The sequence below is a fragment of the Paenibacillus sp. FSL W7-1287 genome (assembly GCF_038004245.1).
GTDB classification, from domain to species: Bacteria; Bacillota; Bacilli; order Paenibacillales; family Paenibacillaceae; genus Pristimantibacillus; species Pristimantibacillus camelliae.
Genome location: NZ_JBBORD010000001.1, coordinates 1,145,828 through 1,167,259 on the forward strand (window position 1 = coordinate 1,145,828; position 21,432 = coordinate 1,167,259).

The 21,432-nt window shown below is 43.2% G+C and carries 19 protein-coding genes; 14 read left to right on the plus strand and 5 right to left on the minus strand.

The features are described 5' to 3' along the window. The first annotated feature begins 66 nt into the window (after positions 1-66). Both copZ and NSQ99_RS05280 read left to right on the plus strand, forming a co-directional pair. Positions 67-273, plus strand: a complete 207-nt coding sequence (copZ, locus tag NSQ99_RS05275; RefSeq protein ID WP_340835553.1) for a copper chaperone CopZ — start codon at positions 67-69, stop codon at positions 271-273. Positions 274-560: 287 nt separating this feature from the next. Next, positions 561-1,271, plus strand: coding sequence for an alpha/beta fold hydrolase (locus NSQ99_RS05280; protein WP_340835556.1), 711 nt, complete (start codon positions 561-563; stop codon positions 1,269-1,271). A 76-nt stretch (positions 1,272-1,347) separates the two neighbouring features. Here NSQ99_RS05280 and cobA read toward each other — a convergent pair whose 3' ends face one another. Genes cobA through nirB form a run of 4 tightly spaced genes read right to left on the minus strand, consistent with a single transcriptional unit; the run spans position 1,348 to position 5,784 of the window. Further along, positions 1,348-2,151: a uroporphyrinogen-III C-methyltransferase gene (gene cobA, locus NSQ99_RS05285; RefSeq protein WP_251669134.1), complete on the minus strand. Its 804-nt coding sequence runs from the start codon at positions 2,149-2,151 to the stop codon at positions 1,348-1,350. Between the two features lie 4 nt (positions 2,152-2,155). Continuing rightward, positions 2,156-2,995 (minus strand): formate/nitrite transporter family protein, encoded by an 840-nt coding sequence (locus tag NSQ99_RS05290; RefSeq protein ID WP_340835560.1) that lies wholly within the window; start codon positions 2,993-2,995, stop codon positions 2,156-2,158. A gap of 18 nt (positions 2,996-3,013) precedes the next feature. Then, entirely contained in the window at positions 3,014-3,331 is a 318-nt protein-coding gene (gene nirD / locus NSQ99_RS05295; RefSeq protein WP_340835563.1) for a nitrite reductase small subunit NirD, read from the minus strand. Positions 3,332-3,342: 11 nt separating this feature from the next. Continuing rightward, the gene (gene nirB, locus NSQ99_RS05300) at positions 3,343-5,784 is read right to left on the minus strand and encodes a nitrite reductase large subunit NirB (protein ID WP_340835565.1); all 2,442 of its coding nucleotides are present in this window, start codon (positions 5,782-5,784) and stop codon (positions 3,343-3,345) included. A 323-nt stretch (positions 5,785-6,107) separates the two neighbouring features. On the opposite strand from nirB, the gene NSQ99_RS05305 reads away from it, so the two are divergent. From NSQ99_RS05305 to NSQ99_RS05330, 6 genes are all read left to right on the plus strand, one after another. After that, complete coding sequence (locus tag NSQ99_RS05305; protein WP_340835566.1) at positions 6,108-6,704, plus strand: ANTAR domain-containing response regulator; 597 nt, start codon at positions 6,108-6,110, stop codon at positions 6,702-6,704. Then, a complete protein-coding gene (locus NSQ99_RS05310; RefSeq protein ID WP_340835567.1) occupies positions 6,701-7,750 on the plus strand; it encodes an anthranilate phosphoribosyltransferase in 1,050 nt (349 codons plus the stop codon). Before NSQ99_RS05305 ends, NSQ99_RS05310 begins: the two co-directional genes overlap by 4 nt. A 60-nt stretch (positions 7,751-7,810) precedes the next feature. After that, positions 7,811-7,963, plus strand: coding sequence for a hypothetical protein (locus NSQ99_RS05315; RefSeq protein ID WP_340835570.1), 153 nt, complete (start codon positions 7,811-7,813; stop codon positions 7,961-7,963). Positions 7,964-8,105: 142 nt separating this feature from the next. Continuing rightward, a complete protein-coding gene (locus NSQ99_RS05320) occupies positions 8,106-9,443 on the plus strand; it encodes a hemolysin family protein (RefSeq protein WP_251669122.1) in 1,338 nt (445 codons plus the stop codon). Positions 9,444-9,654: 211 nt separating this feature from the next. Continuing rightward, positions 9,655-9,969 carry an MTH1187 family thiamine-binding protein gene (locus NSQ99_RS05325; protein ID WP_340835572.1) on the plus strand — a complete coding sequence of 105 codons (315 nt, stop codon included), beginning with the start codon at positions 9,655-9,657 and terminating at the stop codon, positions 9,967-9,969. An 81-nt stretch (positions 9,970-10,050) separates the two neighbouring features. Beyond that, positions 10,051-10,176 carry a hypothetical protein gene (locus NSQ99_RS05330; RefSeq protein WP_340835575.1) on the plus strand — a complete coding sequence of 42 codons (126 nt, stop codon included), beginning with the start codon at positions 10,051-10,053 and terminating at the stop codon, positions 10,174-10,176. A gap of 134 nt (positions 10,177-10,310) precedes the next feature. Here NSQ99_RS05330 and NSQ99_RS05335 read toward each other — a convergent pair whose 3' ends face one another. After that, entirely contained in the window at positions 10,311-12,704 is a 2,394-nt protein-coding gene (locus NSQ99_RS05335; RefSeq protein WP_340835577.1) for a cellulase family glycosylhydrolase, read from the minus strand. 283 nt (positions 12,705-12,987) lie between these two features. On the opposite strand from NSQ99_RS05335, the gene NSQ99_RS05340 reads away from it, so the two are divergent. From NSQ99_RS05340 to NSQ99_RS05365, 6 genes are all read left to right on the plus strand, one after another. Further along, positions 12,988-14,094 (plus strand): M24 family metallopeptidase, encoded by a 1,107-nt coding sequence (locus NSQ99_RS05340; RefSeq protein WP_340835579.1) that lies wholly within the window; start codon positions 12,988-12,990, stop codon positions 14,092-14,094. Positions 14,095-14,306: 212 nt separating this feature from the next. Further along, on the plus strand, positions 14,307-14,861 hold the full coding sequence (locus NSQ99_RS05345; RefSeq protein WP_251669114.1) for a hypothetical protein: 555 nt from the start codon (positions 14,307-14,309) through the stop codon (positions 14,859-14,861). A 17-nt stretch (positions 14,862-14,878) separates the two neighbouring features. Beyond that, positions 14,879-16,366, plus strand: a complete 1,488-nt coding sequence (locus NSQ99_RS05350) for a methyl-accepting chemotaxis protein (RefSeq protein WP_340835582.1) — start codon at positions 14,879-14,881, stop codon at positions 16,364-16,366. A gap of 362 nt (positions 16,367-16,728) precedes the next feature. Then, positions 16,729-17,724: a phage lytic cycle repressor MrpR family protein gene (locus NSQ99_RS05355; protein WP_340835585.1), complete on the plus strand. Its 996-nt coding sequence runs from the start codon at positions 16,729-16,731 to the stop codon at positions 17,722-17,724. Between the two features lie 189 nt (positions 17,725-17,913). Beyond that, entirely contained in the window at positions 17,914-19,479 is a 1,566-nt protein-coding gene (locus NSQ99_RS05360; protein ID WP_340835588.1) for a response regulator, read from the plus strand. Between the two features lie 15 nt (positions 19,480-19,494). Beyond that, on the plus strand, positions 19,495-21,228 hold the full coding sequence (locus tag NSQ99_RS05365) for a sensor histidine kinase (protein WP_340835590.1): 1,734 nt from the start codon (positions 19,495-19,497) through the stop codon (positions 21,226-21,228). The last annotated feature ends 204 nt before the right edge of the window (positions 21,229-21,432 follow it).

A 21,432-nucleotide genomic window follows, 5' to 3' on the forward strand; every position in this document is an offset into this window, starting at 1 on the left:
CAATAGCGATGCCATATGTATAGTAAGTGTATAGGATGGAACGTTAATGAATAGGGAGGAATGAACATGACAGAGGTAACGTTGAAAGTAGAGGGCATGAGCTGTAACCATTGCGTACAATCAGTAGAGCGCAGTGTAGGAGAGCTCGCTGGTGTAGGTGACGTTAAAGTGAATTTGGCAGAGGGCAAAGTAGCTGTTAAATTTGATGAAGCTAAAGTAACACGCGCACAGATCGAAGAAGTGATTGATGATCAGGGCTATACAGTAGTTTAACGAACATCAGCTGTTAGCAGGTAGAGCTGCAGCTAATGATAGTAATGATAAAGCCAAGTGGTTAGGGTTCAGCCCGATATCCACTTGGCTTTTTGTGCTAATATTACTTCATCTCAACGAGCTCGCTTGATTCCCATAAGGTCTGACATTAAGCTGATCATTATTTTTTTCATCGAATTCCCCCTTTGCTATGTGATGCCGAGTATAATATCTATAAAGTTTCTAATATGTGGAAATACTTATTGACTCATATTAATCCAATAGTGAAATGGGGGATTTCAGTGAATTTGTCTTCAGTAATAAAGACGCAAGGAGAAATAAGGATTGCCTACTTGGATTCAAAAGCTTTCGCTGATGAAAAGCTAGCCCCTTTGGTGGTATGTCCTGGTTTATCTGAAACTGCTGAGGACTATTTGGATTTTATTAAGTTTATGTTGCCAAGAAGAACGATTGTGTTGTCTTTCCGCGGAAGAGGATTAAGTGATACGCCAATACACGGGTATAATCTAAACGATCACGTGATCGATCTCGAGCAAGTCATAATGGATGCACAGCTCAGAGAGCTACATCTGATGGCATTTTCAAGAGGAGTGTCCTACGCACTCGGCTATACTAGAAGGAATAATGATCGTATTAAAAGCTTAATGCTGCTAGATTATCCGTTAGAGCATAGAAGCATGGACGAAGACTGGGTTCATGACTATATTGAGCATTACTTGAAGCCGACAAAGCGAATTGAACTGATTCGTGAGGAAGCAGTAATTGGCATACAACGCGATTCTACAGATGAAGAGCTGAGCATTGCGTTTAATAAGCCAGTGCTGCTTATATATGGTGGATTGGAAGGGTCACTAATCACTACAGAACAGCTAGAGCGGTATAAGGATAGTTTTAATTGTATTGAGATAGTCAGGCTAGAAAACAGTAGTCATAATATAAGAGATACTGAGGGAGCGAAGCTCAACCAATCGATAAAGGAATTTATCGACAAGCTCTAACTTTACAAAAACATGTCTGCCATCCTCACAACGCAGTCAAACGTTGACGCATTGCAGGGACAGCAGACGCAAGTATTTATCCGATCTGCTGAAGCTTGAGTGCTTGCTTCATCGCATACTGCAGCTGATCGCGAACGAGGACAACCTCGCCGATAATGATAAGCGCTGGATTGGTAAGCTTTTTTGCTTCAGCAAGCTTGCTCATCTCACCTAAAACGCCCGTAACAATCCTCTCGTTGCTGGTCGTTCCCTGCTCGATAAAAGCAATGGGGGTGACGTGTGGCTTTCCAGCCTGTAACAGCTCCTGCTGGATATCATGCAGCTGACTGACACCCATATAGATCGCTAACGTATCGACGCTATGCGCCAGCAGATCCCAACGAATGGGCTTATTGCTGTCTTGGCAGCGTGAACCGGTTATACAGGCAAATGAAGCAGCGATGCCACGATGCGTTAACGGAATGGATGCAGAAGCAGATGCACCGATTGCGGAGGTAATGCCAGGGATGATCGTATAGGGAATGCCGACTTCAGCCAGTGCCAGTGCCTCCTCACCGCCGCGACCAAAGATGAGAGGATCACCGCCTTTAAGTCGCACGATGTTTTTACCAGCATGAGCATATTGGATCATTGTACTGTTGATTTCTTCTTGGGTCATTGCATGCTTGCCTGGTGCTTTGCCGCAGTAGATCAGCTCGGCGCTTGGTTTAGCAAAGGAGATGATGGCACGACTTACGAGTCGATCATATACGATGACCTCCGCTTTCTGAATGCGACGCAATGCTTTTAGCGTTAGCAGCTCAGGGTCTCCAGGGCCAGCGCCGACAATCGCAACGCTGCTGTTATTGGCTATCGAAGTCTTTCTGTTTCTTTCACTCATAGAATCAACTCTTTTCTTGAACAGTTTCTGAAGCTTTAGGTTGAAGCTGTGAAAAAGAAGGTAATGGTTTATGGGAAAGATACAAGAACAAAGCTGTAAACAATACACCGCCAATGAGGTTACCGGCAAGTACGGGAATCTGATTCCATATCCACCAGTCACCCATGCTTACGTTAGCACCAAACATCATGCCCATCGGGATCACGAACATATTAACGACGGCATGCTCGAAGCCTTGTGCGAAAAAGATTAGGATCGGAAGCCACATCGCTGTAATTTTACCGATCGTTGACTTGGAGGTTAACCCCATGACGACGCCAAGGGTAACCATCCAGTTACATAAAATAGCTTTAACAAAAACGAGAACCAAGCCTTCCATGCCAAGCGCTTTGTAGCTTAATGTTTTTGCTTCCGAGATACTAATGATGTTTGCGATCATCGGGTGCTCTGTATTGCTGCCTATGCTTGTTATGCTTACCCAGTAAAGCAAAGCGTAGACGGCGCAGCCTAGTAAATGACCGATGATGACATAGAACCAATTGCGCAACATAGCAGCAGACGTTGTCTTTTTTTCTAATACAGAAAGAGGAATTAGTGCGAAGTTACCTGTGACAAGCTCAAGTCCTAACAATACGATAATGACAAAGCCAACAGGAAACACAAGAGCACCTACAAGGCCGAGTCCAGTTTGAGCAGTTGCTGTAAAGGCAAGCGTTGTAGCACATGCTAAAATTGCTCCTCCTAATCCGCCACGGATCAGCATTTGCAGTGGGGTTGCATTGGCTTTGTTCGCCCCGTTAATAACCATCGTTTCCAGCACCTCTATAGGTTTTACATAACTCATGGCTCAGCCACTCCTTCTTTACATGTGGATATAGATGTCACCGCTTTGCTCATCAACTTCTGTCTTAAACGTTGTAACGCAGCCTTCATCCGGATCTTGCACCTTGCCACTGCGTAAATCAATTTTCCAATCGTGAAGCGGGCAATGAACCTTGCCGTCACAAACCATACCTTCAGATAGTAAGCCGCCTTTGTGCGGGCATTTGTTTTCTACAGCTAGCACACTGCCATCTGATAAGTGGAAGAGTGCAATGTCGATATTTTCAATGCGAAGCTTGCGAGAGCTCTTTACATCGATTTCAGATCGTTTACCTACTAAAATTTTTGAAGTCGCCATTGGAATACCTCCTATTGAGCAGCCGTTTGAATATCGGCAAGCTGTTCAAAGTTTTTGCGTAGCTCTTTGTCCTGAATGATTTCTTTCCACGGATCAGTAGTGAGGCTTAATGTTTTATTAATGCGCGACATTAACGCCAAGCGATCCTCTTGCTTTTGTAGTGCTTGCTTCACATAATCGAGACCTACACGTTCAATCCATTGAGCGGTACGCTCGTTCCATATCGCTTGCTCGCGATATAACTGAAGGAACGCAGAGGACCATTCCATTACCTCGTCCTCAGTTTTTACAACACAGAGCAGATCAGTCGCTCTAACCTTAACCCCGCCATTTCCGCCTACATGAATTTCCCAGCCGCCGTCAATCGCAACGATACCAAGGTCTTTAATCGTAGCCTCTGCACAATTACGAGGACAGCCAGATACAGCCAGCTTTACTTTGGAAGGAGCATTAAGTCTTTCAAATGCTTTTTCCATTCGAATCCCCATGGAGATCGAATCCTGTGTGCCAAAGCGGCAGAAGGTGGAGCCAACACAGGTTTTTACGGTTCGTAACGTTTTACCGTAAGCATGACCTGATGGCATATCGAGCTCTTCCCACATTTTTGGGAGATCCTCTTTCTTAACGCCGAGTAGATCAAGTCGTTGTCCTCCTGTGAATTTAACCATCGGAACATTGAATTTCTCTGCAACCTCAGCAATTTTTTTGAGATCGGAAGGAGTAGTAACCCCGCCATACACGCGAGGTACGACAGAGAAGGTGCCATCCTTTTGGATATTAGCGTGGTAGCGCTCGTTCGTGATTCGTGATTCCTTCTCATCCGCGTACTCCTCCGGATAAAGCATACCAATATAATAGTTTAAGGCTGGGCGGCATTTGGAGCAGCCTTCTGGCTCTGTCCAGCCAAGTACATTCATCGTTTCCTTTATAGTTAACAGCTTCATGCGCTGGATCTCAGCGACGATCTCATCCCGAGATAGTGTAGTACAGCCACAGATCCCTTCCTTTACAGGTTCAGCTGCTGCATCACCTGCATATACGCTCAGCAATCCTTCCACAATAGGTTTACAGCCGCCACAGGAGCCAGAAGCCTTTGTGCAGGCTTTAATGCTGGATACGCTATTGCAGCCCTTCGAGTGGATGGCATCAACGATTGTTGCTTTAGTAACACCATTACAGCCGCAGACAATTTCGTCGTCTGGCATTGCCTCGTATCTAGCGGCAGGATTGCCGCCGTTAAGCTGATCGAGTGAGATGCCTAGGAGCAGTTCTTTCTCACGTCCTTCTACGACTTCTCCTCTTTTAATAAGGGAGAACAGCTCTGCTCCATCAGAGGTATCGCCAAACAGTACAGCTCCAATTAACTTGCCGTTAGAATCGATCGTAATTTTCTTATATGTGCCAGCAAGATCATCTTGAATACGGAGAGATTTTCTGCTTGCATCTTCTATGAAACTCCCTGCTGAGAATACATCAACGCCAGAAACCTTCAGCTTAGTCGATGTCACAGAGCCTTGATATCCTGGTGCATCAATACCGGCAAGTCGCTTTGCCAGCACCATACCTTGCTCATAAAGTGGGGCGACTAGACCGTAGGCAATGCCGCGATGCTCCGCACATTCACCTACAGCGTAGATACCAGGGAGATTGGTTTCCATTTCATCGTTTACAATAATTCCGCGATTAACATCAATGCCAGATGCTTTTGCAAGCTCAACATTCGGCCGGATGCCAACTGCCATTACGATAAGATCGGCTTGAACCTCACTGCCATCGGTAAAATGCAATGCCTTCACACGCTTGCGACCGGAGATGAATGCGGATTGCTTATTCAGCAGAAAGGTCATGCCTTGAGCTTCTAGCACTCGCTGCAGCATTCTAGATGCAGGCTCATCAAGCTGTCTTTCCATAAGATAGTCATGAATATGCACGACGGATGTTTCCATGCCTAGATGAATGAGGCCTCTAGCTGCCTCAAGTCCAAGCAAGCCGCCTCCTATAACGACTGCCTTTTTATATTGCTTTGATGCTTCCAGCATCGTCTCGCAGTCTTTAATATTGCGAAACGCGATAACGCCTTCTTTATTAGACCCTGCAATTGGGAGCATAAACGGCTGTGATCCAGTAGCGATAATGACGCGATCATAATCAAAGTGTTTGCCTAGCTGGGTTGTGATTTGGCGCTGCTTCGTATCGATACGTACAGCCTTTTCCCCAACAACAAGCTTGATGCCGTTCTCCTTGTACCAATCCCAGTCATTAATAACGATTTCCTTCATATCCGTGCTACCAGCCAACACCGATGAAAGCATGATGCGGTTGTAGTTCGGGTGCGGCTCATCTCCAATAATTGTAATGTCATATGCATGGGGGGCTAGCTTTAGCAAATGCTCAACGGTACGTACACCAGCCATTCCATTACCAATCATTACAAGCTTCTCTCTTTTTTTCATCGTTCTCTCTCCTCTCCGGTCCCGAAAAAACTAGAAAAAGCCTGCTTCCTATAACGAACTAGGCACACGTTGGGTGTGATTATACGTTCGTTATATGAAGACAGGCTTCTTTGCCATTTCATGTGAATACGCCATTGTATTCGAGCATGTTCTGATTTCTTTCTTACACCAACTATACTACAAAATGGAATCAATGTAAATATACCTAACATAAAAAGTTATGGATTTATTGTTATCGACAAGACAACCTCACATGTGTTATATATATTAACATGAGTTTAGGGCGGAATATTAGTGCTATACAGTAGAAGGGAGAGCTTCCTATGCGTTCGATATTAATGATCTCTAGTGTGAAGTTAGACGAGATGCATTCAGCTAATAACGACACGAACCTTCTTATAGATGCACTTGAGTCAATCGGCTATATGGTAAGTCATGCACATTGTATGAGTGAGGCAAAGGTGAGTATTCAAGCAGCTGATGTTATTATACTGGATATGACTTTAGATGAAACGAAGCAATGGGTTCATTCACTAATGAAGACGAGGAAGACCCCAATGCTATGGTGGTGCAGTGCACAATCAAGTGAGCGTTCCAAATCGTTTTGTGACAGTGATTTGCAGCTAGACGGAATGTTGACTCCTGGTATGAATGAACAGGAGCTGCATTGGGCTCTATTTCTTGCCTCGAAGCAGTGCTTTGAACGACAGCAATGGGCAACGGAGCTAAAGCTGCTTAAAGTAAAGCTCGAGGAACGAAAATGGGTTGAGCATGCGAAAGGTATACTATGTAAAGTGAAAAATGTATCTGAAGCAGAAGCATATAATATGCTGCGTAAGCAGGCGATGAATGAACGGAAACGGCTTATTGATGTAGCGTCATCAGTAGTTAATGTATATCGAATGCTGGAGGAATCATGAAAGGGGCGAATCGTATGTTTACAGGATTATTGAAGGAAGTTGCAAGAGGCAAGAGAGGTGCGCGTGACTTGACCTATGAAGAAGCGCTCGGAGCAGCGGAAGCAATCCTAACAGGAGAAGCTACACCTGCACAGATTGGTGCTTTTTTTGTTGCACAACGGATTAAGATGGAAAGTGTGGCTGAGCTAAAGGCATTCGTGGTGAAATGTCGTGAACAGGCTCATAGATTGCCAACTATGGAAGGAATGGATTGTACAGGTCCGTATGATGGAAGAGTGCGATCATTTTATGCTACGTTTGCAACCTCATTTGTATTAGCAGAAGCGGGCCTGCCGGTAACCCTGCATGGTGCGCCGACACTTCCGCCTAAGCGAGGCATTACCCTGCATGATATGATCACTACACTAGGGGTCGAGCTCGATCAACTGAGCAGGGAGCGTGCAGCCGATATAGCTCAGGCTACAGGTGTATTATATGTTCCCGCACAGCACTGGAGTCCAGCTATAGAAGCACTGCGTAATATACGTGAGGAGCTGGATATGCGAACAATAATGAGTACGGTAGAAAAGCTAATCGATTATGCACATTCTCCCTATCTCATATTTGGTGTATTTCACAACACAGTATTTAATCGAATGAGTGAGTTAGTTCAGGAGCTAGCATATGAACGAGCACTCATTGTTCAAGGCGTAGAAGGCTCGGAGGATTTATTTATTGATCGTCCAACACGTACTTACTATGTTGAGTCTGGAAGATCGGAATTACTCGTTATTGATCCAGAGCTATATGAATTAGCTGCAACGATTCCAGAGATAGAATGGACGGCCAGCAAGCAGGTTCAGGTGACGGAAGAGGTGCTGAATGGAAAAGGGCATCCTGCCTTTACGAACCAAGTGCTGCTTAATGCAGCGATGCGATTGTATGTAGCCCAGCGCGTCAATGGTATAGAACATGGCTTGGACATATGCAAGACGATCGTTGAGAGTGGTGCGGCGGCAAAGCGATATGAAGCTTGGAAGCTAGCGATGGCTGATCACTCTTTATAGAAGATAGAATTAAAGTAGTCCCTCCGAGTCGAAATGTTGTATAATAAAAATTGCAACCACGTGAATGGAATTCACGTAAATAATGATGTCAAGCAAATTTATGAGACGAGGAGGAAGAGCAATGGGAAGGATAAGCTTCATTTTTGTAAGCTAGTCGTTGCAGGGATCATCGGCACAAAAGCGCATGGCGATTCATATGCAACAGCTGGCTAATACGGGATAAATGAGGTGCCCATCGTTATATCATTCCTTAGCGTAAAGGTCAGCTCTGCAATATGATCGATCTGCGTGAAGTTAAGATCAATTATCATATTGTAGGAGGTGGAGTTCTACTTTATTGAAGTAGGACAATCATTTGACAGGAGTTTATATTTTTGTTTTTATCATTTTAATTGCATTGACCGCATTTTTCGTAGCTACGGAATTTGCCATCGTAAAAATTCGTAGTTCTCGTATTGATCAGCTAATCGCTGAAGGGAAAAAAGGCTCCAAGGCAGCCAAGCATGTAACGACGCATTTGGATGAATACTTGTCTGCGTGTCAGCTTGGTATTACAGTAACTGCCCTTGGTATCGGTATGGTCGGAGAAAGAACCTTCGAGTTTATTTTACACCCATTTTTCGAAATGATCGGCATACCTACTAATCTAATCTCTGTATTTACAATTGGTGGAGCATTCTTGTTTGCAACATTCCTACACGTCGTAGTAGGTGAACTAGCTCCAAAAACGGTAGCGATTCAAAAAGCGGAAATGGTTACACTTGCTTTCGCAAAACCGATTATGATTTTCTATAAGGTATTGTTCCCATTTATTTGGTTCTTGAATGGTTCAGCACGTCTATTAGTTGGTTTGTTCGGCTTGAAGCAAGTAAGTGAGCATGAAGTAACTCATACACAAGAGGAAATTCGATTGCTTATTGCAGAAAGCAACAAGTCCGGTGAGATCAACAATAGCGAAATGAAATTTGTAAACAATGTATTTGAATTTGATGACCGTCTAGCTCGTGAAATTATGATTCCGCGAACAGAGATGGTTGCTTTTAGTATAGATACGCCGTATGACGAAATTCTTAAGCGTATCTCGCAGGAAAAATATACGCGTTATCCGATCTTTGATGGTGATCGTGATAATATTATCGGATTTTTTAACATTAAAGACTTCTTAATTAAAGGTCTAGAAGACCCTGGAAAAGCAAAAACATTTGCACTCAAAAACTTTATTAAACCCGTGATCAATGTAATTGAAACGACACCGATTAAAGAAGTTTTGCAGAAGATGCAAAAGGAACGTATTCATATAGCTATTCTTGTTGACGAATATGGCGGGACATCTGGTCTTGTCACAGCTGAGGACATTATTGAAGAGCTTGTTGGTGAGATTCGCGATGAGTTCGACGGTGATGAAGTCGCACATGTACGTACAGTAAGTGAAGGGCATTACGTTATCGATGCTAAAGTGTTGCTAGAAGAGGTATCAGAGCTTCTGCAAATCTCACTAGAAAACGATAATGTAGATACGCTTGGTGGTTGGATCTTTGCGCAGAACACGGATCTTGATCTGAATAAAGTCATTACTCATGAGGGCTATGCGTTTACGATTAAGCAGAAAAAGGGCTTAGTTCTGAAATTCATTGAAGTGAAAAAGCAGCCGGCAGAAGTTATTGAATTTATACCGGAAGCACAGCCTTCCTAATAGGTGATATGAGTAAGAGTCATTAGTAAGCATAAGCTAACCGTCATCGTTCTGTGTAACGATGACGGTTTTTTTGATGCTGCTCTACAATAAGTAGAATGCTTCATTCGTATGACTTGCAGCTGCAGCGCATATTAAGCCTACAAACTTGCTTTACTTTCACCGTTGTAAACGTTAAAGTAAGGGGGAATTAAGAAGGAGGGGTTGGAAAGTGGCCATTGCTGAAGTAACAATCATTCCGATTGGAACAGGAAGTACGAGTTTGAGTCCTTATGTAGCTGAACTGCAGCGCGTGCTGCAGCAGCAGGAGGGCGTTCGCTATACACTAACATCGATGAGCACAATTATTGAAGGTCCGTTGGATGAGGTGTGGAAAGCGATTGCTGCACTGCATGAAGCGCCGTTTCTATCAGGGGCTAAGCGTGTGTCGACCTCAGTGAAAATTGATGATCGTCGTGATAAGGAGAGCTCATCGGAGCAGAAGCTGCGCTCTGTCATGGAGAAGCTTATCGATTCATCGCAATGAAACATAAGAGCTGATACGATTATAAGTGCTAAATATATAAAATTATGGTAAATTGTACATAAACATAGATGAGGTGATACGATGTCCGGTATTGGTATTACATTCTGGCTAATCATCGGCATAGGATTTCTCGCTATTGCAGGCATGGTATTTGCTGTTGCTTATTTGATATATTACATGACGACCAAGAACAAAAGGAATATGTAGACCGATGTGGAACCAGTAGAAGGCAAAACGCTCCGTCTTCATAGTGATCAACAATGATCCTATGAATCGGAGCGTTTTGCTTTTAAGCTACCCTATTAAGTTATCGTTATTGCTCTAAGGCGATATGATAACGTTTATGGTGTTGTGGAGCTTACACTTGTAAGATAATCAATGACGCGAATTATGACTGCTGCTGCTTCAGCGCGTGTTGTCTCTGCTTGAGGAGCGAAGCGGCCATCGGCTTTGCCTGTCATAATACCTAGCTCATCCAGCAGTGCTGCTTCACTCTGTGCCCATGCTGGTATGCTCGCTTGGTCAGTAAAGCTAGATGCTGCGCTGCCCTCAAGCTTCAAGGCGCGAGCAATGACAACGGCAAGCTCAGCACGTGTAATGCTTTCATTTGGACGGAATGAGCCGTCTGTATAACCGTTAAGCAGACCAAGCTTCGTAAGCTGTGCTATAGAGGACTTAGCATACGAAGGAGTCTTGTCATTATCTGTAAAGCTAGATTCGTCTGTTGAGTTCACAGTCAGCTTTAATGCACGAGCTACAATCACGGCAAGCTCCGCACGATTTAATGCTTGATCTGGACGGAACGAGCCATCCGCATAACCGTTCACTAATCCTAGCTTCGTAGCACGGTAGATCCCGATATAGCCCCAATGAGAAGTGATATCGTTGTATGAAACAACAACTGGTGTCACTGGATCTGTAGATGGCTCCTCTGGAGGCGTATTCCCATCTCCATCACCATTGCTGTTATCTGGGTTGTCGTTACCGCTGTTACCTGTAGAACCATCGTTTCCAGTAGTACCGCCATTGCCGGTAGAGCCGCCAGGGGCTACACTGCTAAGGCCAATAATATTGTCACCCGTTTTTGTAATGGTGTAGTTGAGTTTTTCACCGCTCCAGAAATGCAGTGTTAGCTTAACCACTCCATCGTTAACCTCGTTGAAGAAGTTTTTCGTCAGCGTAAGCGTGTTTTCATCATAATTTGGCTTGAACGTATAGGCGAATTCCTTGAAGGACGTCCAGTTCTGAGGGCCGGCAATGCTGCCATCCTCGTAGAAGGCTTCCATCGTCGCTAGCTTATCACCGTTAAACGCTACAGGAATTTTAAATTGCTCAGTTGTTCCGCTCGTATTGCTTAATGTTGGTGTTGTGTAGGTGATGATAAAGAATTTCCAATCCTTTCCGCTGTTGAATGTAGCAGTTAGAACGGTATTGGATCCGAGTGCTTTAGATTCAGTAAGCTCTTGAATGAGGCTCGCCTTTAACGTAAGCACATCGTTATGAAGTACATAATCATCGCCTGCAACTAACACTTCATTGCCATACTTGAGTTCGACTAGCTCGTTACCATGAAGCTGGAGCTTGATGTCTACATCTTTAATCGTAGCATTCTTTCTAACGAAGATAGAGTCCGTGTCCGCTGTAGCTGATCGTCCAGCCCAGCTTGCTTTCATCATGTCATATAGCTCTTGATCGGACCATTCGTAAGAATTGCGTCCAAAATGCTGACCATTATCCCAAAGCATATGTGTCAGTTGCTTTTCTTGTGCATAGTGGAGCATATATTCGAAAAACTTTAGCTTTTCACCCTGCTGGATCGCATGAAGATCCGTATCGAAGCCGAGCAGCCCAAACTCTCCGATAATAACCGGGACGCCATCTGCGACAAAGCTGTCATATGCACGATCGAAGGTTGTAATAATATCATTTTTCGTTTCTTCATTAAAGGTAGTGAAGCCTGCGATATTCACGCTGAATGGCCAGAAGCCATAATAGTGAATGGTAGCGATAATATTAGGATCATCCAGCTCTTGTATAAAGGCTTGAAGCGCTTGGACTTTATGTGGTTCACTGCCTGTATCTAGCGTAGGCAGTACGAGCGGACGAACGTCGTTATGCCCGCCTGAATTTCTAACAATTTCATAAAAAGAAGTATTTAGTTCATCAAGATAGGTTTGCTTTTCCTCGTCACTGCCATGGAAGCGAGGCTCGTTGATGCTCTCGAACATAAGCTTCGTGGAGTGATTTTTATAACGGTCTGCAAGCTGTGTCCAGATCGCCTCGAAGCGTGCAAGTGACTCATCATGGTTCTCATGCATGCCTTGCTCAAGCCAGATCCATGAATCATGATGAATGTTGATCATGACGTACATTCCTTCATCCATGGACCATTGAATGACTTGATCTAATCTACCTAGAAACGCTTCATCAATCGTATATTCAGGGCCAGCTGCCATTCTCTGATCAAAGGTAACTGGTATACGAATGCTCTTAAATCCTTGCTTTGCAAGCTCTTCAATAAATGGTTGTGTAACGCGAGGATTGCCCCATGCGGTTTCATCTGTGCCTACAGCATCAAAGGTGTTGCCCAGATTCCACCCAGGCTGCATCGCTGTTACATAATCTTGAATCGTGGTCGTATCCTTTTCAGCGTCCGCTGCATAGCCTACAGCTGGTATTGCTAAAGCAAGCAGCACAATTAGGGAAAGCATAGTGTTTCGAATGTGTTTCAACATAATACCTCCTTAATATAATGGTAAAGCACCTCAATAGTATACGGAGCTGCAGATCTAGGTAGAATTATTGGCAGCGCTTCCAAAATAATTTACCATATAATAATGAATGGACAATACATCATAAATTGGATAATAATTCATATGCAAAATGGAGATGCAGCATTGCTTTTGCGGCCAATCGTTAATATTGGGTAGCATAATAGTCTATATTTCGTAAAAGCGAGCTTGATCCTGTACAATAAAATAAAGGATAACAGTAGAAATAGGAAGGAAACTAACTAGTATGGATAATACTTGGGTGAATCGTAAAAAGAAGCTTGAAACATATATGCAGGATCAGCAGCTGGATGGTATGCTGATCACCTCACCAACGAATGTGTATTATTTGACGAACTTTGATTCAGATCCACATGAACGCTTTCTAGCGTATTATATGAACTCAGGTGGTGAGGAATGGTTGTTCGTCCCGCAGCTGGATCTTCAAGCTGCAAAACAAGAAAGTAATGTAGCATCGATTATCGGTATCGAGGATGGCGTTAATCCTTACGATGTATTGCTTCGTACGATGAAGCAAGAGCCAGCACGACTTGGAATCGAGAAAGGAATAATGACTGTCGCACGCTATGAGCAGCTCATTAAGGCATTAGATCATCCGATCTGTATTGACCTGGAGGATGCGCTTCTCTCGCTTCGCATCATAAAAAGCAATGATGAGATTATGAAGGTGCAGCGGGCAGTTGATATCGTCGAACAAGTGATGGGAGCAGCAGCTAAGCTGGCTGCCGTTGGCATGTCAGAGCTGGAGCTTGCTGCTGAGATCGAATATCAGATGCGCAAGCAAGGTGCAGATCGCCCAGCATTTGAGACGATGGTGCTATTTGGTGCGAGATCTGCATTGCCGCATGGCAAGCCAAGTGGCGCTAAGCTGCAGCGGGGAGATTTCGTGCTTATCGATATCGGTGTACAAGCAGGAGGCTATTGCTCAGACATTACAAGAACCTTTGTGATGGGAGAGCCCACTGAAGAGCAAAAGCGTATCTACCATACTGTGCTTGCGGCAAATGAAGCTGCGATTGCTGCAAGTCGATCAGGCATTACCTTTGCCGAGCTCGATCAGGTTGCACGAGCTCTAATTGTGGAGGCGGGATATGGTGCTTTATTCACACATCGATTAGGACACGGCTTTGGGATGGAGGTACATGAGCAGCCTTCTGTCTCAGCAGGGAACAACAAGCAGGTTGAAGCTGGGATGCTGTTTACGGTTGAACCAGGCATCTATCACCCGACGTTAGGCGGCGTTCGGATTGAAGATAATATCTATATCGCTGAGAGTGGAGAAGCGAAAGTTCTAACAAGCTACCCGAAGCATTTGATTCAGCTAGGACAATAAATATAGCATGGCAAGCAGCCCTATTGATTCCGTTCAATAGGGCTGCTTGCTGTTGAATTTAACGACCAACAATTTTGGGTTAATATTATAGATGGAAATTTATGACATGAAAATAGTGCGACAGTCCCATTTATTGGCATGATAATATATTACATAATGGTAATTGTAACCATCGTTTTTATAGGATATTAGTAGGAGTGGACGCAGCTTATATGTACAAATCAGTAGCAAATGAAGTGGATTTAGCACTATTTAACGGGGTTTGGATCACAGTTTGGCGAGAAAAGGGGTATGAGCTCGAATTTGGCGAGAACGCTCTAGAACGAAGTATTATTTACAATGAAAACGGGGAACCGATTGGCACCTCAGAATTGAAGCGATATTATGCAGATCATCGAAGCAGCATAAATGAGGTCGCACCATTTGCTAGTCATCCGTGGGTAGTAAACGCTAAAGGACAAGTAGGTGAAAGTGACAAAATCGCATTATTAAGCTCTTATCGCGGAAAAGGGAGGTATACGGATTACGTCCTTTCTTCGATATGCGCCAATGCAGCGAATCACAATATTACATGTATCGTATCGTTGCTAGAGCCAGTATTTATGAGAGCGTTAAGGATTCTTTACAAGGTGCCTATGCAGAAGCTGGGTGGCAAGCTCTTTTACAAAGGGGATTACGTTGTGCCTGCCGTCATGGATGTTGGATATATCAATCAATATGCACATCAATTTTCATGGTACAAGTCTCTGGTCAACAGCGGCAATTAAATAGAAAATGAGGTTTTATGATGACGAAGATAGCTCTAACAGAACTGGATAAACGTAATCGATTGCTTGTCTGGATAATATGGTGTTTGCTTGCGTTGGGTGTCGTTACCGACATCAGCATCGGGTTACCTTGGAATATGATCATTGTGCTTCTCATCGTTGGCGGCTTGATCTCTGCGGTTGCGACGATCATGACCTTTGTGAATAAGCTTAGTCCGTATGTGAAGTACGTTATTCCGTTCGGGCTAGTCAGTATTACTGCAGTGCTTATTGTGAGTGATCCGGCGCCGATTGTCAGCACGTACTTTTTAATTTATGTAAATATGGCGATTGTAACGCTTTACTCGGATTATCGTCCGATTGTAATTACTGGCGTGCTTGGTGGAGTGTTAACGACATACTTGTATATGGATGAAGCAATTCGAGATAGAATTTTCCCGAATGATTCCTTAATGTATTTATATTTATATCTCATTTTTGCGGCGCTTGCTCTAAGTGTGTCTGCTTACTTTGCACAACGGCTGCAGCGCAACATTCAAATGAGAGAGCAGGAGGCTCTAGCGTCTAAGGAGCTGTCAGATAAGCTTATCGATAAGCTTGAGCAATCGATTATGGTGCTTAATGAATTTAGCACCAAGCAAAAAGAGCAAGTGACGACTGCAACAAGCATCTCACATGAGGTAACCTCTACATTTAATGAAATGACTTCAGCTGTTGAGCAGCAAACGAGTCATATCGTAGCCATAAATGATGCAACTCAAACGATGGATGCTAGTATTAATGAAATGACAGACAGCTTTCATATGGTTGAGAAGTATACCGAGGAGAATGCAAGACTAACAACACAAAGCACAGAGCAAATGCAGCATATGAAGGAAGAAATGCTGCAGTTAAAGCAATCTACGCAGCAAGCGCTCGAGGAAATGGAGCGTCTAAAGCGAAGCAACGAGCATGTGCAGGATATTGCTACAACGATTAATGACATTGCTTCACAGATTCATTTGCTTGCGCTTAACGCTGCAATCGAGGCAGCACGTGCAGGTGAGCATGGCAGAGGCTTCGCTGTCGTATCAGGTGAGGTTAGTAAGCTTGCCGAGCATACAAGAGGCTCCGTTGAACAAATCAGCGAGCTGCTTGCCGTCATTCACCAAAGCATCGATGCAGCCTATCATCACGTTGAAGTAGGCAACGATTCCGTTCTGCGCAGCAGCAGATCATTGGAAGAAACATCGGAAGCACTTGCTCAGACAGAGTCGAACTCGGTGCAGGCGTCAGAGCATACATTAAAAGCAGCTGCCACTACAGAAAGCTTAGCTCAGCAGTCGTCTATGCTTGCTGATCGAATGAACGGTATATCTGCAACGACACAGCAAAACATGGGTGCTGTTCAAGAGGTGAACGCGAATATGGAGCAGCAATATGCCCAAATGGTTGACATGAGTCGACAGTTTGAGAAGCTTGATCAGTTGGTGTCCGAACTTAAGCAACTTGTTGCTAGACGTTAGCAGCATGATTCAAAGCAATACAGCGAGCAACCCAAGTTACTCTAGGCTTACGTAAGAGCAAAGCGATCCATTTAAAAAACGATAGCTCCATTCGTCATTCGTAATGACACTTGGAGCTGTCGTTTTTTTTACTTAAATCGACTACAAATGTCGACAATATCACGCAAAATATTTTATGAAAATAATATGTGTATTACGTGGGATTAATTCATAATTTCAATAAAATAATTATAAATTAATTTGTCAAGGCATTATTTTAATAGAAATATATGGTTGTTATTATGTCATTATGTGGTTTATAATACAATAAATTTATCTTTTAATATTGATCATGATAATTAGCTTTGGGAAGGAGTCGACTGATGCATCAGCACAGAATTGACGCCATACTGTACAATAAACCTGTAAAGATACAATACTTGGACCGTTATGACAATGAGGATACAAAAGAGGTTTATGGGCGTATTTTTAAGAAATCGGCAATGTTAGAACAGCAGTATCAGAAAGATCTCTGTGATTTTACCGAAGAGCAATTAAAAGAATTTGTTATTAACGTACTACAGCCAAAAACGAAGGAAAGCTCGAGATCGATCTATTCAACGATCTCTTCTTATATTGAGTGGGCAATCCAATCTAAACTCTCGATTCATGAAGTAAATCCTTGGAAAAAGCGCAGCACGGCTTATATATACAGTCTTGTCATTCCCGTGAAAAACTACATGTCCTTCGAGGAGAAGCAATATATATTCGAAGCGCTCGTTAATGCACAAGATAAATTTATCGTAGAAGCGTTATGGAATGGAATTCAAGGTGAAAAGCTGATGGAGCTAGTCACGTTAAAGATAGAGCATGTTCACCCAGAGGAGAATAAAGTTACGATATACGACGAGCAGGGTCAAGTTAAACGCGAAATTATTGCGTTTGATGATCAGCTGTGTACCTACGCTTTGATGGCAAATGAACAGCGAATTTATGTTAAACGAAATGGTCAATGTAGTGAAAATGCGATTTCAGATAGTGCAGACCTGGTAGAATCAAGCTATATCCTTAAGCACTCCAACACAAAGCATCGTGGTGCTCGTACGTTCACGACCCATTATACGGTATACAATCGAATTGAAATGCTGCGAAGCTTGTCAGAGTTAGAGAAGCTTGCCAAAGTGCTCGTTACGAAAAATATCGTTCGAAGTGGTATGATTTATCATGCGATGCAGTTGTATCTGCGTGATGGAGAGCTAGAGCGGGCACAGATTCAAGAGGTATGTGAACGCTTCAATGTACGCTTTAAGTGGTCGATGAAGGACTTTCTTAATGTGGAGATGATTCATAGCTTGTATCCTGATCTCAAGCTTGAATAAAACCAGACTTTATGATCGACGAATATGCTCCCCTTACTGTGGACAGGTGTATTTCAAACCTGAGGCAGTAAGGGGAGCTTTTGCTTGAATAGCGTAGACTGTTTTCTTCGCTTGTTGTTTATGTCGAATCATATCAGTACAATATAAATAATTCAGATTGATGTACAGTCAGCAAAGGGAGGCGGAATAATGTATAAGGTTTTAATTGTTGACGATGAAATTTTCGTGAGAAAAGGACTAATTAATTTAATGGATTGGGCATCTTTGCAGTATGAGATATGTGGCGAAGCGGAGAATGGACTTCAGGCAATCGACATGATTGAGCAGCTTAAGCCTGACCTTGTCATTGCAGATATTCGTATGCCCGTGCTTGATGGATTAGCACTAATTAAGCGAGTGAAAGAGGAGGGAGTACACCAGCCTCTTTTTATTATTGTAAGCGGATATCATGATTTCTCGTACGCTCAACAGGCGCTGCGCTATAATGTGCAGGACTATATTCTAAAGCCTGTTGATGAAGAGGAGCTAGCGTCTACACTGCGAAAGCTGGCAAGCACGCTGAATCAAAAGAGACTAAGCATTCTATCGGGAGCAAGACCGATTACTGAATCGATCCTGGAAACACTACTACAGTCCGAGCTAAGCGAGCAAAGCATAGACCAAATTGCTGGTGCACTCCAAATTCCTGCAGCGTCCCCTTATACCTACATGCTGCTTGAGGTTCAAGATTTACAGCCTGATGGTATGACGAATTATGTGCCTGCGATAGAGCGCGTTATGGAACAGTTCTTTGATCACCATGGAACGACGCTGCCTATACAAGTTCGAGACCATAATCAATACGGGATGATTATTCCACTGCAGCTTATAAGCGGATTGAACAATGATAGAGCAGAGCTCTTCAATAGGCTTCGTCAGCAGCTTGAGAAGGAGCTCGAGCAGACGGTTGCCCTCTATGTTGGTGAAAGTGTTGAACATCTTAAAGAAATCGCTAACTCGTATATTAGTGCGAATCATTGCTTGGATTATAAATTTGTAGAGCCAAGCAAATCTGTCCTATTTGCCGAGGAAGTGCTGAAGACGTCTTTATATTATTTCGATGTTGATGAAGAGCTGCATAGCAAGCTTATTGATCAGGTTGAGGAAAACCAAAACGAAGCATATGAAGCGACGATTGCAGCGATGTTTGAACAGTTCCATACGAAGCGATTCGCGCCAAGCGCAGTATCGAACACGATTACGCGCAGCTTAATTGGGATTATTAACAGCATTAGACAGATGGAAGGCGATGAAGAGGAACTAGACCTGCTTGACGAGCTGCTTGCCTGGCAGCGCAAATACCGCAATTTAACCCAGCTTCAGCATATCTATGTACAGTTTGTACAGCAGGCAGCTGCTTATATTGCTCAAAAGCGCAGCGAGCAAGGAAAGGGCAGTATTGAAAAGATTAAAAAGTATATCGATTCTCATTACAAGGAAAATATCAATTTAAAAAGTATTGCTGCAAAGTTTTATATGAATTCTGTATATTTAGGTCAGCTTTTTCGTAAAACATACGGAGTTTACTTTAATGAGTACTTGCTTTCGCTCAGAGTGGAGGAGGCAAAGCGGTTATTAAGGCAAACGGATATGCGTATGTATGAGGTGGCAGAAAAGGTAGGCTTTCAAAACGCGGACTATTTTGTTACGCAGTTCGAAAAGCTTGAGAAGCTAACTCCTACCGACTATCGCAATAAAATGCTTGGCAAAAAATAATGAGGTGAGCAGGCGGTGCACAGATTTCATTTTAACCATCTAAAATTAAGAAGTAAGCTAATCTTTATTTATATTGTATGTGTGTGTATCCCGATCATCCTAACGAATATCGTTTTTTATAATGTTACGACCAATAACATTAAGAAGCAGAAGACGGTTGATGCCCAGCAGGCCATGATTCAGCTGAAAAATGAGCTAGGTGTTGTCATCGATGATGCTGCAAGTATTGCCTACCTTTATTCGATCGACAAGCTGCTGGAGAATCATCTTGAGACGGACTATGCTTCGTACGATCAGTACATTGAGTCACTTGCCTCGATAAAAAATATATTTATTCGTTCAGATAAGGAGTATAAAACGGTTAGCTCTGCTCACATTATGACTGATAACCCTACAATTCTGGCTTCAGGCAACATTATTAACTTAGAAGATTCTATGCGGGAGACGGATTGGTATCGTAGTATCAAGGATCACAACAACGCGTACCCGAATCTATATGTGACTCCGTCATCGATTAGTGTGATTCAGCAAATAGCGGACAAGCGGTATCGAAAGTATGAGCATATTATAAAGATTGACCTGAATATGGAATATGTCAATCAGCTGCTTACGCTATCATCGTTTGAAGGCGATGTTTATTTTACGGATCAGAACAATGAGGTTCGTTACAGTAATGCTCCCGCATTTTTAGCTAATATGGAGCCCATGTTGAAGGAGAATATCAGTAAGCCCCAGCAAGCCATCACCTTCGAGCAAATGTATGAGAATAATCGCTACTTAGGTGGATGGTCGCTTTATGGTGTTCTAGATGAAGCGAAAGTTCTTTCTGAGGTTAGACATTCGGGTCAGTTTATTGTATGGCTTGCCGCGATCAATTTTTTTATTCCAACGTTTATTATTTTGATGATGTCGCGTTCGATTCATACGAGAATTAAGCATCTGTTGAAGCATATGAAGAAGGTCAAAGGAAAAAACTTCGAGCCTGTTCCATATGTTCAGGAGCGGGATGAGATCGGAGAGCTGGCTGTTGAATTTAACCGCATGATCGAGCGAATCGAGAATTTGATCAACGATGTGTATTTGGCTGATATTCAAAAGAAAGAGCTCGAAATCAGGCAGCGGCAAGCTCAGCTTCACGCGCTTCATAGTCAAATCAATCCGCATTTTCTGTTCAATGCACTCGAAACGATACGGATGCGCAGCTTAATGAAGGGAGAAGCGGAAACGGCAAAAACGATTCAAAATATGGCGAAAATTTTTAGAAAGTCGATCTCCTGGAAACGAAGCTTTGTTACGATCCGAGAGGAAATAGAGCTAATCGAAAGCTTTCTTGAAATTCAAAAATATCGCTTTGCCAATAAGCTGCAATATCAAATTACGGTAGAGGAAGCGCTGAAGGAGCTGCTTATTCCGAAAATGACGTTTCTTCCTTTTGTGGAGAATGCAAGTATTCATGGCGTAGAAAACAGCCCTGGCATCGGCCTCATTACGATACAGATTGCACGCGAGCATGAGCAAATCGTCTTTGTTATTACCGATAATGGAATGGGAATGAGTGCTGAAAAGCTGGACGAGCTGCATCATTATTTCACCGAGGATGATAGTATGGGTGAATCGGTAGGCATGAAAAACGTCTATATTCGATTAAAAATCTGCTATGGCGATGAGTTTACGTACAAGATTGAGAGTGAGCATGGGCATGGGACACGGATCATTCTACGCTTACCCATTAAAGAGGTAGTTCAATAAGTACAGCTTTGATCACGAAGTTTCACTGAAAGCTAATTCGACATCGAATCTTGAATTCAGCCGGGCCTTCCGGTGCTCACGTACCAATAACGTACGCTGCGCCCCTCAGTCCCTAGGCTTCTTTCAACCTTCTCGGTGCTGAAAGCTGAACTTATTGAACATCGATTTGAAGAGGTAGTTCAATAAGTTCGCCTTTGATCACGA